Raw genomic sequence first — 12,824 nt, 5'->3', positions numbered from 1 at the left:
AAAGGATTTATTACTACACTTTTTTACAGTGGACGCGTTGCGAGGATAAGCACAATGAAAGGGCTGAGTAAGATTATATTGGCGGCCGTTGCCGCAGTGACATTAGGTGGTTGTAGTTCTGATTATGTGATGGCGACAAAAGACGGTCGCATGATTATGACGGAAGGCAAACCGAGCATTGATAAGGAGACCGGACTGGTACAGTACACCGATCAGTCAGGCCATACGGTACAGATTAACAGTGATGAAGTATCAACCATCATTGAGCGTTAAATGCGAAACGAGCAGGCCTGTCGACCTTTCCCTCTCCGGCAGGCTGTTTCTCCTTGTTGTTTCCCTTTCTTAGCCGCTACGCCTCGCGCTATAGTCCCTTAAGACACAATATCCATCCTCAGAGAAAAGGAAGCCGGCAATGCATTATCACCGTATCCCCCATAGCACGCTGGAAGTGAGTCAGCTTGGATTGGGCACCATGACGTTTGGTGAGCAAAACAGCGAAGCCGACGCCCACGCGCAACTGGATCTTGCGATCAGTTCCGGCATCAACCTGATCGATACTGCCGAAATGTATCCGGTGCCGCCTCGCCCGGAAACCCAGGGCCTGACCGAAAAGTACATTGGCAGTTGGTTAAAAAAGACCGGCAGCCGCGATAAAATCATTCTCGCCAGTAAAGTCGCAGGGCCGACCCGCGGCAACGATGCCTCCATTCGCCCTAATATGGCGCTGGATCGTAAGAACATTCGCGAAGCGCTGGATGCCAGCCTGAAGCGCCTGAATACCGATTATATCGACCTGTACCAGCTGCACTGGCCGCAGCGCCAGACCAACTTCTTTGGCAAACTTGGCTATCAGTACAGCGCTTCCAGCGTCCCGGTGACCCTGCTGGAAACGCTGGAAGCGCTGGCAGAACAGGTGCGGGCCGGTAAAATTCGCTACATCGGCGTCTCTAATGAAACCCCCTGGGGCGTGATGCGTTACCTGCAACTGGCAGAAAAGCATGAGTTACCGCGCATTGTTTCTATTCAGAATCCCTACAGCCTGCTGAACCGCAGTTTTGAGGTGGGCCTGGCGGAAATCAGCCAGCATGAAGGCGTGGAACTGCTGGCCTATTCGTGCCTGGCTTTTGGTACGCTAAGTGGGAAATACCTGAACGGTGCACAGCCTGCTGGTGCACGTAATACCTTGTTTAGCCGGTTTACCCGCTACAGTGGCGAACAGTCTCAGCTGGCAGTCGCAGAATATGTGGCGCTGGCAAACAAGCATCAGATCGATCCCTCGCAAATGGCCCTGGCGTTTGTTCGCCAGCAACCGTTTGTTTCCAGCACGCTGCTGGGCGCCACCACGCTGGATCAGTTAAAGATCAATATCGACAGCGCCAACCTGACGCTCAGTAGTGAGATTCTGGAAGAGCTTGAGGCGATTCACCGCCGTTATACCTACCCAGCACCGTGATGCCATGTGCCAGCCGCAAGTGCGGCTGGCAGTCCTGACTGACAGCCTGCGTTAACCCAATTCCAGAGCCAGCAGATCCTCGATACGCTGCGCGCGACGAATCTCGCGTGGCGTGCCGTTTTCAAACAGGATTTCCGGAATCAGCGGTCGACTGTTGTAGTTAGAGGACATGGACGCACCGTACGCCCCGGTATCGTGGAACACCAGATAGTCGCCGACTTTCGCGTCGGGAATCGCCCGCGTTTCCACTTTGCCCCCTTCAAGCTGAGTAAACACATCGCCGGACTCGCAAAGTGGCCCCGCGACAACGCTTTCACGCGTATCCTGTTCATCAATCTGTCGGTTGTCGCCAGCCATCAGGGAGATATGGTGATAGCTGCCGTACATCGATGGGCGCATAAGATCGCTGAATCCGGCATCCACCAGCACAAAGTGACGGCTGCCCATCTCTTTAACGGCCCGCACCTGCGACACCAGCACGCCTGACTCCGCCACCAGGAAACGACCCGGTTCAATTTCCAGCTTCACGGCGTGACCCAGATGTGAGGCAATACGCTGGCGCGCGGCGTCCCACAGGCCAAAATAGTGATCGGTATCAATCGCTTCTTCCCCATAGTGATAGGGAATGGATAAACCGCCGCCCGCAGAAATCGCCTCCAGATCCTGACCGAACGCCACCACCAGATCGACCATGGCATCGCAGACCTGCTGCAGGTGCGCATAGTCCACGCCCGAGCCGATATGCATGTGAATGCCGATCAGGCGCAATCCATATTGCTCAATCGCCGCCTGAGCAGCAGGCAAATCACTCGGCCAGATGCCGTGTTTACTGTTTTCACCGCCTGTATTGGTTTTCTGGCTGTGGCCATGACCAAATCCCGGATTGATACGTAGCCAGACCGCGTGCCCTGGCGAAACCGCACCCAGCTGATGCAGCATATCGACCGAACCGGCATTCACCGGCACCTTTAGTTCTGCAACTCTGGCGAGTGTAGGTTCATCCAGCACGTCAGCCGTAAACACGATGTCGTCACCGCCAGGCGTAAAACCGGCCACGAGGGCGCGCTCAATTTCGCCCAGCGAAACGGAATCCACCTTAACTCCGGCCGATTTCATGAGGCGCAGGATGTGCGTATTTGAACAGGCTTTTTGAGCAAAGCGCACCACATCAAAAGCGTGAAGCTGTGCAATACGCTGCTGAATCACCTGCGCATCATAAGCCCAGAACGGGCCCGAATACTGGCGGGCAAGCGGCAGCAGATGATCAACGTTGAGGGCGGTTTCTGTGGTGTTTAACGGACGCGGCATGGCATGTCTCCTGTGGCAATCCTCCTATTAAGCCAGATTCGTGCCATGTCGAAAAATATCTGTTTTAATAGCATCTATGCATAAATGATATGGGATATCCCATGGCCACGATTAACTGGCGCCACATCGAGATCTTTCATGCCGTGATGACCAGCGGCAACCTCACCCAGGCCGCCACGCTGCTGCAAACCTCACAGCCCACGGTCAGCCGTGAACTGGCGCGGCTTGAACGGCAGTTGAGTCTGCAACTTTTTGAGCGCGTGCGTGGCCGCCTGCAACCGACGGTGCAGGGATTACGCCTGTTTGAAGAGGTGCAGCGCTCGTGGTATGGGCTGGACCGCATTATGGATGCGGCAGAAGGTTTGCGGCAGTTTCGGCAGGGCGAGCTGTCGATTGCCTGTCTGCCGGCCTTCTCACAGTCGTTGCTGCCGCCCATTTGTCAGACGTTTTTACAACGCTATCCCGACGTCAGCCTGAACATCATTCCGCAGGATTCACCGCTGCTGGAAAAGTGGCTGTCGGCGCAGCGCTATGATTTGGGCCTGACAGAAACGCTGCACGCACCTGCCGGTACCGATCGCCAGGCTTTACTGACCTGCGATGAAGTCTGTGTCTTACCGAAACAGCATCCTCTGGCGCAGCGCAACTTACTTACGCCGCAGGATTTTGCGGGTGAAAACTATGTCAGCCTGTCACGTACGGACAGCTATCGGCAGTTACTGGATGCACTGTTTCATGAGCAAGGCGTGACGCGCAGGATGGTGATGGAAACCCATAGCGCAGCCTCGGTGTGCGCGATGGTGCAGGCTGGCGTGGGTATTTCTGTCGTTAATCCGCTGACAGCACTCGATTATGCTGACAGCGGGATCGTCATGCGTCCGTTTAGCGTGGCGGTGCCCTTTACCGTCAGTCTGGTCCGGCCGCGCCACCGGCCGGCTTCAGCACTGGTTGACGCCTTTGCGGCGCACCTTCAACATCAGATTGCCCGTTTTCCGGCGCTGATTGCGGCCAGGCTGGTTTAGGCGTGAACGCTGGCCGCCGCGCCGCCTGATTTACGGAAGGTGATCACGCAGACGATCAGCCCCACCGCCGCCAGCGCGGCCGCGGCAACCGGCACGCTGGTCAGCCCATAGCCCCGGGCGATAACCGCTCCGCCTACCCAGGCGCCCAGTGCATTCCCGACATTAAAGGCCGAAATGTTCAGGGTCGACACCAGATTTGGTGCCTCCTTACCGTGGCGCACGACATTTATCTGCAAGCCGGGTACCGTAGCGAAGGTAGCCATCGCCCAAAGGAACAAGGTGATTTCCGCCAGCCACAGCGCATGGCTGGTCCAGCTAAACAGCAGTGAGAACAGCGCGATCAGCAGGAAACTGCCTGTCAGGCTGAGCGCCACATTGCGGTCAGCCAGTTTACCGCCCAAAATATTGCCTGCCGTCAGCCCCGCCCCAATCAGGAACAGAGTCCAGCTCACGCCATGATCGCTGATGCCGGTGACCTGCAACAGCAACGGCGCAATATAGCTGAACAGCGTAAACATGGCGGCAGCAAAACAGACCGTCATCAGTAACGACAGCCACAGTTTACCGTTTGCCAGCGCGCTGATTTCGCTGGCCAGATTGACGGGCTTCTCGTTTTTATTTCCCGGCAGGCTGGTGATCAACGCAATAAAGGCCAGCACACCAATTACCGCAACGCCCCAGAAGGTGGCACGCCAGCCAAACAGCTGACCAAACCAGGTCCCCAATGGCACGCCTAATACGTTGGCTAACGTCAGGCCGGTAAACATCAGCGCCACGGCGGACGCCTGGCGATCGGCAGCCACCAGACTGGCAGCCACCACAGCGCCAATGCCAAAAAACGCACCGTGACAGAGGGCGGTAATCACCCGCGCCAGCATCAGAAGGTTGTAGCTGTACGCCAGCGCGCACAACAGGTTACCGATGATGAAGATGGCCATTAACAGAATCAGCGTTTTCTTGCGTGGCAGTTTCGCGGTCAACAGTGCCATGACCGGCGCGCCAATCGCCACGCCCAGGGCATAACCGCTGATGAGCCAGCCCGCTGACGGAATGGTCACCTGTAAATCGTTTGCCACTTCCGGCAGTAACCCCATAATAACGAACTCAGTGGTTCCGATGGCGAACGCACTCAGCGCCAATGCCAGTAATGCCACAGGCATAACACTCTCCCAAATATGATTATTGCGACGCGGTTGCTTCCGCGTACATCGCGATGAACAGGCTATAATTTATGATCTCTGTCACATTCTGTATTACACCATAGCTGACTGTCATCGGATACTCACACAGAGGCAACACTGTATTGCAGGAAAGGCAATAATTGACAGTAAGATGAACTATGCTTATTAAACATGAGGTTAAGGAGAAAAGGATAGCCCGCCACTTAAAACAAGCAGAAAGGTTGCCAGCGAAGTAGCCGTTTTTTAGCTAATACCGATTTTAGTTATCAATAAAGTATTAGCGTTGCCGATAAAGCTCTTATGAATCGCCAGATGAAATGCAGTCCAACTGACGCGGAGAGAGAATAATGCAACGGCTTACCCTCTTACTGGTACTGGGCTTAACGGGTTGCTCAGTCGGTCACTATGAGTACAGTAAAGAAGCTGAAAAGCGGGTTGATATGACCGTTACCGGCATTCCAACCATCATGGGGCTGGGCACGCTGGGTACGACCATTCCCCTGACCCCGGACTACAGCCTCACGGCGGCCCACGTGGCGAAATATTCGCTTTACCGGGTGAAAGCCTGGCATCCGGAGTGCGACCTGGCGGTGGTCTACCACAAGAACAGCGAAGCCAACCTTCCTCCCGCCTTCCGTAACAGCCACATTGGCGACAAGGTGAACCTTTACGGGTACAGCTTTATCTCGGCCATGCCGGTCAGCTCAACCGGTCAGAATCTGGTGAATACCACGCTGGCCAATGACTGGAACAAAGCTAACTGTGTGGTGGTGGCAGCGAATGCCGGCGTAGTGAAAGGGATGTCTGGTGGCGCGGTTTACAATGCTTCTGACGACACACTGGCAGGCGTGATCGTCGGCTACAGCCAGCGCATTAACGATAACCACAGCGGCAAGACGTTGTATAAAGACGTCGCCCTCTATGTTCCTTACTCTCGCTTTCAGCACTGGCTGGATGACGCCGTAAAATCTTAATTTTTGTCGGGCAAACCGGGATGCTTGCCCATCGTCTGTTCAGGCGGATTCAGCCACCTGTCCTCACGGGTTGCTTCGTAGTCCGGATTGAGCGGATAAGTAATACGGTTTTCGGGTTTGCTCACCTCGCCCACCACTAAAAAGCGCGCCTCATGGTCGCGGTTGTTGATAAAGGTGTGGCAGATGCCTGTTCCGGCCGGAAAAGCAACGGCATCGCCCGGCGACAGCGGGTACAACTCACCGTTTATCCAGGCGTCAGGATGACCTTCAAGCACAAAGATAAACTCTTCTTCCGCGCTCTCCGCGTGCGGATAGGACATGCGGCGTCCGGGCAACAGCCTTTCATGGTGAATGCCGAGGCGGGTTAACCCCAGTAACCGCCCCAGTGGCGCGCCAATCGACATGCGCTCATCGCTGTCAGAATAGTGTTCGTTATCGTCGCCTTCCAGCGTCTGCCAGTGGCGAATACAGTCGGGACGTTGTGTCATCGTGGTTGGCTCCCTGTTGAGATTTCAGTCTGGCAGAGGGAGCGGGATGACTCAAGCACGGCATCGCGAACAGCAGAAAGAAAAAAGGCCGGGATAACCCGGCCTTTTTACAGAACAGCAAGACTTATTTAGCGCCAGGACGCAGCGCCGGGAACAGGATCACGTCACGGATGGTATGGCTGTTGGTAAACAGCATCACCATCCGGTCGATACCAATGCCTAAACCTGCCGTTGGCGGTAAGCCGTGTTCCAGTGCGGTAACGTAGTCTTCGTCATAGAACATGGCTTCATCATCGCCCGCGTCTTTGGCATTAACCTGCTGCAGGAAGCGATCAGCCTGATCCTGCGCATCGTTAAGCTCAGAGAAGCCGTTGCCGATTTCACGTCCGCCGATAAAGAACTCGAAACGGTCGGTGATTTCCGGGTTTTCATCGTTACGACGAGCCAGCGGAGAAACTTCCGCCGGGTATTCGGTAATGAAGGTAGGCTGAATCAGGTGCGCTTCTGCGGTTTCCTCAAAAATCTCGGTCACCACGCGGCCTAAGCCCCAGCTTTTCTCGACTTTGATGCCGATGGCCTGGGCGACTGCCACGGCTTTATCGAAATCGTCAAGATCGGCCAGATCGGTTTCCGGACGGTATTTTTTGATGGCTTCACGCATGGTGAGCTTTTCAAACGGCTTGCCGAAATCGAATTCCTGCTCACCGTAAGGCACGACGGTGCTGCCCAGAACATCCTGCGCCAGCGTGCGGAACAGGCTTTCGGTCAGTTCGATCAGATCCTTATAATCCGCATACGCCATATAGAGTTCCATCATGGTGAACTCTGGATTATGACGTGGCGAAATCCCTTCGTTACGGAAGTTACGGTTGATCTCAAACACGCGGTCAAAACCGCCCACAACCAGACGTTTCAGATACAGCTCTGGCGCAATACGCAGGTACATATCGATATCCAGCGCATTATGATGCGTGATAAACGGACGCGCTGATGCGCCGCCCGGGATCACCTGCATCATTGGCGTTTCCACTTCCATAAAGTCGCGAGCGACCATGAACTGGCGAATACCGGCCATAATCTGAGAGCGAATTTTGAAGGTGTTGCGTGATTCATCGTTGGCGATGAGATCAAGATAACGCTGACGATAACGTGTTTCCTGATCGGCCAGGCCGTGAAACTTATCAGGCAACGGACGCAGCGCTTTGGTCAGTAAACGCAGTTCTGAACAGTGAACAGACAGCTCGCCGGTTTTAGTTTTGAACAACTTACCGCGTGCGCCGAGGATATCGCCCAGATCCCACTTTTTGAACTGCTCGTTATAGATGCCTTCAGGCAGATCGTCACGTGCTACGTACAGCTGAATGCGACCGCCAACGTCCTGCAGGGTGATGAAAGACGCTTTGCCCATAATACGGCGCGTCATCATACGGCCCGCCACGCTGACCTCAATGCCTAAGTCTTCCAGCTCTTCGTTACTCTTCTCGTCATAGCTGGCGTGCAGCCGATCGGAGGTGGTATCACGACGAAAATCGTTAGGAAACGCCACGCCGTTTTCACGCAGCACGCTCAGTTTCTCGCGACGCGTTTTCAGTTCGTTATTTAACTCAAGTGCGACGTCAGCGCTCTGCGGTTGTTGTTCAGACATGTCGGTTCCTTATAGCCCTGCTTTTAAACTTGCTTCAATGAAACGGTCCAGATCGCCATCCAGAACCGCCTGCGTATTACGCGTTTCCACGCCGGTACGCAGATCTTTAATTCGTGAGTCGTCCAGAACGTAAGAACGGATCTGGCTTCCCCAGCCGATATCCGACTTATTGTCTTCCAGCGCCTGCTTCTCGGCATTTTTTTTCTGCATCTCAAGCTCGTACAGCTTCGCCTTCATCTGCTTCATCGCCTGATCTTTGTTTTTGTGCTGAGAGCGGTCATTTTGACACTGCGTGACCGTACCGGTCGGAATATGGGTGATACGCACCGCAGATTCCGTCCGGTTAACGTGCTGACCACCGGCACCGGAGGCACGGTAAACGTCAATGCGCAGGTCTGCCGGGTTAATGTCGATATCGATATCGTCATCGACTTCCGGGTAGATAAACGCGGAGCTGAATGAGGTATGGCGGCGACCACCGGAGTCAAACGGACTCTTACGAACAAGGCGATGAACGCCTGTCTCGGTGCGTAACCAGCCAAACGCATAATCGCCCGACACGCGAATGGTTACCGATTTAATGCCCGCCACTTCGCCTTCGGACTCTTCAATAATCTCGGTTTTGAAGCCTTTCGCTTCGGCCCAACGCAGATACATACGCATCAGCATGCTGGCCCAGTCCTGCGCCTCGGTGCCGCCGGAGCCAGCCTGCAAGTCGATATAACAGTCTGCGCTGTCGTACTCACCTGAGAACATACGGCGGAATTCGAGTTCACCCAGTTTAACGTCCAGCGCGTCCAGTTCTTCGACCGCTTCGTTAAAGGTTTCTTCGTCATCGGCTTCCACAGCCAGATCAAGCAGGCCCTGTACGTCTTCCAGCCCCTGCGTCATCTGATCCAGCGTATTCACGATTGCTTCGAGAGAGGAGCGCTCTTTACCCAACGCCTGGGCGCGTTCAGGTTCGTTCCAGACGTCAGACTGTTCGAGTTCTGCGTTTACTTCTTCAAGGCGTTCTTTCTTGGCATCGTAGTCAAAGATACCCCCGAAGAACGTCGCTGCGCTCGGTGAGGTCCTGAATACGGTATTTGACCGGATTAATTTCAAACATGTGTTTAGCGTCTTTTTAACGTTTGATGGAATAAGAAATTTAACCTGCGAGTTTACCCGAAACCGGCGACAGTTTGTAGCGTTGAGAAAATGCGCAGGGTGTAAACGTTTGGGACAGGCTGTGCTGAAAGGGAGGGAGCCGACGTCAGAAAGGCCTGGCGGACGGACTCCCGTCCGTCCACCTTCATCTGTTAACTGAGCGGCCAGAGATGTTCAATAATCAACTGCACTGAGCGGTTACCGCGATATTCATTGATATCCAGCCGGTACGCCAGTTCAACCTCGCGAACGCTGCTGTCAGGCCACAGCGTGGTATCTACGTTAAACGCGATGCCGTCGATCAATGGCCCGCCGCCCAGTGGCTCCACCATGACTTTCAGATGACGTTCCCCCACCAGCCGCTGCTGCAACAGCCGGAATTTGCCGTCGAACGCAGGCTCCGGAAAGGCCTGTCCCCAGGGACCGGCATCGCGCAGCATTTCGGCGGTCTCCAGAGAAAACTCAGCGGGTTGTAACGCGCCATCAGACCACATCACCCCTTGCAGCGCTTCGCCAGCCAGCCAGTCGCCGACCAGTTCAGCGAACCGCTGACGAAACTCTTCGTAGCGCGCCTCCTCCAGCGACAGCCCGGCCGCCATGGCGTGACCACCAAACTTCTGCATCAGCCCGGGGTGGAGCGTATCGAGCCGTTCCAGCGCATCCCGCAGGTGCAGGCCCGCAATCGAACGTCCCGAGCCTTTCAGCATGCCGTCGCCCGCAGGCGCAAAGGCGATGACCGGACGGTGAAAACGCTCTTTGAGCCGGGAAGCCAGAATACCTACCACGCCCTGATGCCATTCGGGATGATAAAAGGCCAGCCCCAGCGGCAAATCGGTTTGCTCACGCTCCAGCGTCTGACAGAGCGCCAGCGCCTCGCTTTGCATGCCCTGTTCAATCTCTTTGCGCATCTGATTGAGCGCATCCAGCTCGCTGGCTAGCATACGCGACTGGCTGAGATCGTCCGTCAGTAACAGCGCGACGCCGACCGACATATCGTCGAGCCTTCCGGCCGCATTCAGCCGCGGTCCCAGCGCAAACCCCAGGTCGCTGGCGGCCAGCTGGCGCGCATCGCGATTGGCGATTTCCAGTAGCGCCTTGATGCCCGGTCGGCATTTACCGGCACGAATGCGGCTCAGGCCCTGCCAGACCAAAATACGGTTATTTGCATCCAGCGGCACGACATCCGCAACCGTGCCCAGCGCCACCAGATCGAGCAGGTCAGCCAGGTTAGGTTCTGCCCGCGTGACGCCAAACCAGCCCTGGGTTCGCAGATGGGCACGCAGCGCCATCATCAGGTAAAAGGCCACACCAACGCCTGCCAGCGCACGCGACGGGAAAGTGCAATCAGGCAGGTTTGGGTTAACGATAGCGTCCGCGTCAGGCAGCGTTTCGCCGGGTAAATGGTGGTCGGTCACCAGCACCGCAATCCCGTGCGCATGCGCGACGGCGACGCCAGCATGAGAGGAAATACCGTTATCGACAGTGAGGATCATCTCCGCGCCGCGCGCTTTCGCCTGTTCGACAACCTCAGGACTGAGGCCGTATCCATCCTCAAACCGGTTAGGTACCAGATACTGAACATTGCTGCATCCCATGCTGCGCAGAGCCAGCACGGTAAGCGCGGTACTGGTGGCACCGTCAGCATCAAAATCGCCGACGACCATAATACAGCGTCCATCCAGCAGCGCTTCATGCAGCAAGGCGACGGCCTTATCAATACCGCTCAGCGCACTAAACGGCAGCAGGTTTTTCGCGCCTCTTTCCAGCTGAGCGGCATCACTGACGCCGCGTTGCAAATAAAGCCGACGCAGAAGCGGCGGCAAATCAGCAGGGAGCCCGGGCAAATCCGGTACCGCCTCACGACGACGTAATTCGACTTCGTGCTTTACCACGCCTTAACCACCACGCTTTTGATTATCCAGTACCTGTTTGAGTTCCTGAGGGCTTTGGTAGCCCGGGATCATCATTCCGCTATCGGTCAGAATGGCGGGCGTGCCCTGAATGCCGAACAGAATGCCGAGTTTATACTGCTGACCAATGTCAGTTTTGCATGACGCAGGCGCCTCCATCTTCGGCGCATCACCTTTCATCGCGTCATCGAAGGCTTTGTTACGATCGGCGCTGCACCAGACCGCTTTCATGGCGCTGGCGACGTTGCCGTTCATCCCTTCGCGTGGGAAAGCAAGATAACGAACCGTGATGCCCAGCGCATTGTAATCGGCCATCTGCTCGTGCAGCTTGTGACAATAGCCACAGGTAATGTCCGTGAACACCGTGACCACATGCTGCTCTTTTGGCGCTTTATAGATGATCATCTCCGGAACCAGCGCGTCGACCTTTTTATCCAGCAGCGTATTGGTCACGTTCACCGGTTGCGTGCCGCTGACATCATAAAGGGGACCCTGGATCATGTGTTTACCATCATCGGTCACATACAGGACGCCGCTTTCGCTGAGCACGGTTTTGAAGCCTGGCAGCGGAGACGGCTGAATCTCGGTCTGGTGTAAACCCAGTTTTTTCAGGGAAAGCTGAATAGCGCTGTCATCAGCGTGGGTTAAACCGGAAAAGACGCTGACCAGCAGCGCCAGCGTGGCAACATGTTTGTTCATTGTTTTCCTTATATCCGTCGGTCATGCACGCGGATGATGCTGTTGATGTAACAGTCGCAGACGTTCCGTGGCGACGTGAGTATAAATCTGGGTCGTGGAGAGATCGCTGTGTCCCAGTAACATCTGTACGACACGCAAGTCTGCCCCGTGGTTCAGCAAATGTGTGGCAAAGGCGTGGCGCAGCACATGGGGCGACAGCTTTTCGCTGTCAATGCCTGCCAGCGTGGCGTAGTGCTTGATTCGGTGCCAGAACGTCTGCCGCGTCATTTGCTGCGCGCGGCTACTGGGGAAGAACACATCCAGCGTTTGCCCGTTGAGCAACCACGGACGACCATGTTCCATATAATATTCCAGCCAGTAAACCGCCTCTTCACCTAATGGCACCAGGCGCTCTTTATTGCCCTTACCGATCACCCGCACCACGCCCTGACGCAGGCTGACGTCGTTCAGGGTTAATCCCACCAGCTCCGAAACACGCAGCCCGGTGGCATACAATAATTCCAGCATGGCTTTATCGCGCAGTTCCAGCGGCACGTTGACATCCGGAGCCTGCAGTAAACGCTCGACCTGTGCCTCGCTCAGATCTTTGGGCAGCCGCTGGGGCAGCTTTGGCGCGGCCAGTTGGGCGCTGGGATCGTCCACACGGATCTTTTCTCGGTACAGGTACTGAAACAGGCGGCGCATAGCGCTGAGCAGACGCGCTGAGCTGGTGGCCTTATAGCCGCCTTCCAGTCGCTCTGCGAGAAACTGTTGCAGATCCTGCGGGCTTAATGACACCAGCGTCAGGCCGTGATGTGCCAGCCAGCCGGTGAGCGTTTGCAGATCCTGTCGATAGGAGGACAAGGTATTTTGCGCCAGATTGCGCTCAATCCACAGCGCGTCAAGAAACTGTTCTGTCAGTTCGCTGTCTTGCACGTTTTCCCCGCCGTTCAGTCTGAAATCGTGCTCATTATGCCTGATTCACCCCTGCTTCTGATACAATTACGCCAAAGTCTGGA

12 protein-coding genes are annotated in these 12,824 nt (G+C 55.6%); 4 read left to right on the top strand and 8 right to left on the bottom strand.

What is annotated here, in order from left to right; genetic code table 11:
• Positions 1 to 54 precede the first annotated feature (54 nt).
• Positions 55 to 273 (top strand): YgdI/YgdR family lipoprotein, encoded by a 219-nt coding sequence (locus C1N59_RS04330; protein ID WP_006120803.1) that lies wholly within the window; start codon positions 55 to 57, stop codon positions 271 to 273.
• Between the two features lie 139 nt (positions 274 to 412).
• On the top strand, positions 413 to 1,453 hold the full coding sequence (locus C1N59_RS04325) for an NADP(H)-dependent aldo-keto reductase (RefSeq protein ID WP_006120804.1): 1,041 nt from the start codon (positions 413 to 415) through the stop codon (positions 1,451 to 1,453).
• 51 nt (positions 1,454 to 1,504) lie between these two features.
• On the opposite strand, the gene lysA is transcribed toward C1N59_RS04325, so the two are convergent.
• A complete protein-coding gene (gene lysA, locus C1N59_RS04320; protein ID WP_033739602.1) occupies positions 1,505 to 2,761 on the bottom strand; it encodes a diaminopimelate decarboxylase in 1,257 nt (418 codons plus the stop codon).
• 101 nt (positions 2,762 to 2,862) lie between these two features.
• On the opposite strand from lysA, the gene C1N59_RS04315 reads away from it, so the two are divergent.
• The gene (locus tag C1N59_RS04315) at positions 2,863 to 3,783 is read left to right on the top strand and encodes a LysR family transcriptional regulator (RefSeq protein WP_054633212.1); all 921 of its coding nucleotides are present in this window, start codon (positions 2,863 to 2,865) and stop codon (positions 3,781 to 3,783) included.
• On the opposite strand, the gene C1N59_RS04310 is transcribed toward C1N59_RS04315, so the two are convergent.
• The gene (locus C1N59_RS04310; RefSeq protein ID WP_006120807.1) at positions 3,780 to 4,943 is read right to left on the bottom strand and encodes an MFS transporter; all 1,164 of its coding nucleotides are present in this window, start codon (positions 4,941 to 4,943) and stop codon (positions 3,780 to 3,782) included. The genes C1N59_RS04315 and C1N59_RS04310 overlap by 4 nt on opposite strands.
• A gap of 368 nt (positions 4,944 to 5,311) precedes the next feature.
• Here C1N59_RS04310 and C1N59_RS04305 point away from each other — a divergent pair, with 368 nt between their 5' ends.
• On the top strand, positions 5,312 to 5,938 hold the full coding sequence (locus C1N59_RS04305; RefSeq protein WP_006120808.1) for a hypothetical protein: 627 nt from the start codon (positions 5,312 to 5,314) through the stop codon (positions 5,936 to 5,938).
• On the opposite strand, the gene C1N59_RS04300 is transcribed toward C1N59_RS04305, so the two are convergent.
• From C1N59_RS04300 to xerD, 6 genes are all read right to left on the bottom strand, one after another.
• Complete coding sequence (locus tag C1N59_RS04300) at positions 5,935 to 6,426, bottom strand: cupin domain-containing protein (protein ID WP_039338424.1); 492 nt, start codon at positions 6,424 to 6,426, stop codon at positions 5,935 to 5,937. The two genes, C1N59_RS04305 and C1N59_RS04300, sit on opposite strands and share 4 nt — an antisense overlap.
• Before the next feature lie 124 nt (positions 6,427 to 6,550).
• Positions 6,551 to 8,071 carry a lysine--tRNA ligase gene (gene lysS, locus C1N59_RS04295; protein WP_033739607.1) on the bottom strand — a complete coding sequence of 507 codons (1,521 nt, stop codon included), beginning with the start codon at positions 8,069 to 8,071 and terminating at the stop codon, positions 6,551 to 6,553.
• A gap of 9 nt (positions 8,072 to 8,080) precedes the next feature.
• Positions 8,081 to 9,179 (bottom strand): peptide chain release factor 2 gene (prfB, locus tag C1N59_RS04290; RefSeq protein ID WP_100208631.1). Its coding sequence is split into 2 segments (ribosomal slippage): positions 8,081 to 9,103 and positions 9,105 to 9,179, totalling 1,098 coding nucleotides; the frame shifts between segments, so codons are not numbered across the junction.
• Between the two features lie 190 nt (positions 9,180 to 9,369).
• Complete coding sequence (recJ, locus tag C1N59_RS04285) at positions 9,370 to 11,109, bottom strand: single-stranded-DNA-specific exonuclease RecJ (RefSeq protein ID WP_039338426.1); 1,740 nt, start codon at positions 11,107 to 11,109, stop codon at positions 9,370 to 9,372.
• Between the two features lie 3 nt (positions 11,110 to 11,112).
• Positions 11,113 to 11,826: a bifunctional protein-disulfide isomerase/oxidoreductase DsbC gene (dsbC, locus tag C1N59_RS04280; protein ID WP_033739611.1), complete on the bottom strand. Its 714-nt coding sequence runs from the start codon at positions 11,824 to 11,826 to the stop codon at positions 11,113 to 11,115.
• 21 nt (positions 11,827 to 11,847) lie between these two features.
• Positions 11,848 to 12,741 carry a site-specific tyrosine recombinase XerD gene (gene xerD / locus C1N59_RS04275; RefSeq protein WP_033739613.1) on the bottom strand — a complete coding sequence of 298 codons (894 nt, stop codon included), beginning with the start codon at positions 12,739 to 12,741 and terminating at the stop codon, positions 11,848 to 11,850.
• Between the last annotated feature and the right edge of the window lie 83 nt (positions 12,742 to 12,824).

The organism is Pantoea sp. SGAir0183, from assembly GCF_043545505.1.
Note: the sequence above shows the minus strand (reverse complement) of the source record. Positions and strands in the feature narration are given on the sequence as shown.

What these genes read in the sequence shown, in the direction of transcription:
- lysA (WP_033739602.1), bottom strand. Translation starts at nt 2,761, where the DNA reads ATGCCGCGTCCGTTAAACACCACAGAAACCGCCCTCAACGTTGATCAT.
- dsbC (WP_033739611.1), bottom strand. Translation starts at nt 11,826, where the DNA reads ATGAACAAACATGTTGCCACGCTGGCGCTGCTGGTCAGCGTCTTTTCC.
- C1N59_RS04315 (WP_054633212.1), top strand. Translation starts at nt 2,863, where the DNA reads ATGGCCACGATTAACTGGCGCCACATCGAGATCTTTCATGCCGTGATG.
- C1N59_RS04330 (WP_006120803.1), top strand. Translation starts at nt 55, where the DNA reads ATGAAAGGGCTGAGTAAGATTATATTGGCGGCCGTTGCCGCAGTGACA.
- C1N59_RS04325 (WP_006120804.1), top strand. Translation starts at nt 413, where the DNA reads ATGCATTATCACCGTATCCCCCATAGCACGCTGGAAGTGAGTCAGCTT.
- C1N59_RS04300 (WP_039338424.1), bottom strand. Translation starts at nt 6,426, where the DNA reads ATGACACAACGTCCCGACTGTATTCGCCACTGGCAGACGCTGGAAGGC.
- C1N59_RS04310 (WP_006120807.1), bottom strand. Translation starts at nt 4,943, where the DNA reads ATGCCTGTGGCATTACTGGCATTGGCGCTGAGTGCGTTCGCCATCGGA.
- C1N59_RS04305 (WP_006120808.1), top strand. Translation starts at nt 5,312, where the DNA reads ATGCAACGGCTTACCCTCTTACTGGTACTGGGCTTAACGGGTTGCTCA.
- lysS (WP_033739607.1), bottom strand. Translation starts at nt 8,071, where the DNA reads ATGTCTGAACAACAACCGCAGAGCGCTGACGTCGCACTTGAGTTAAAT.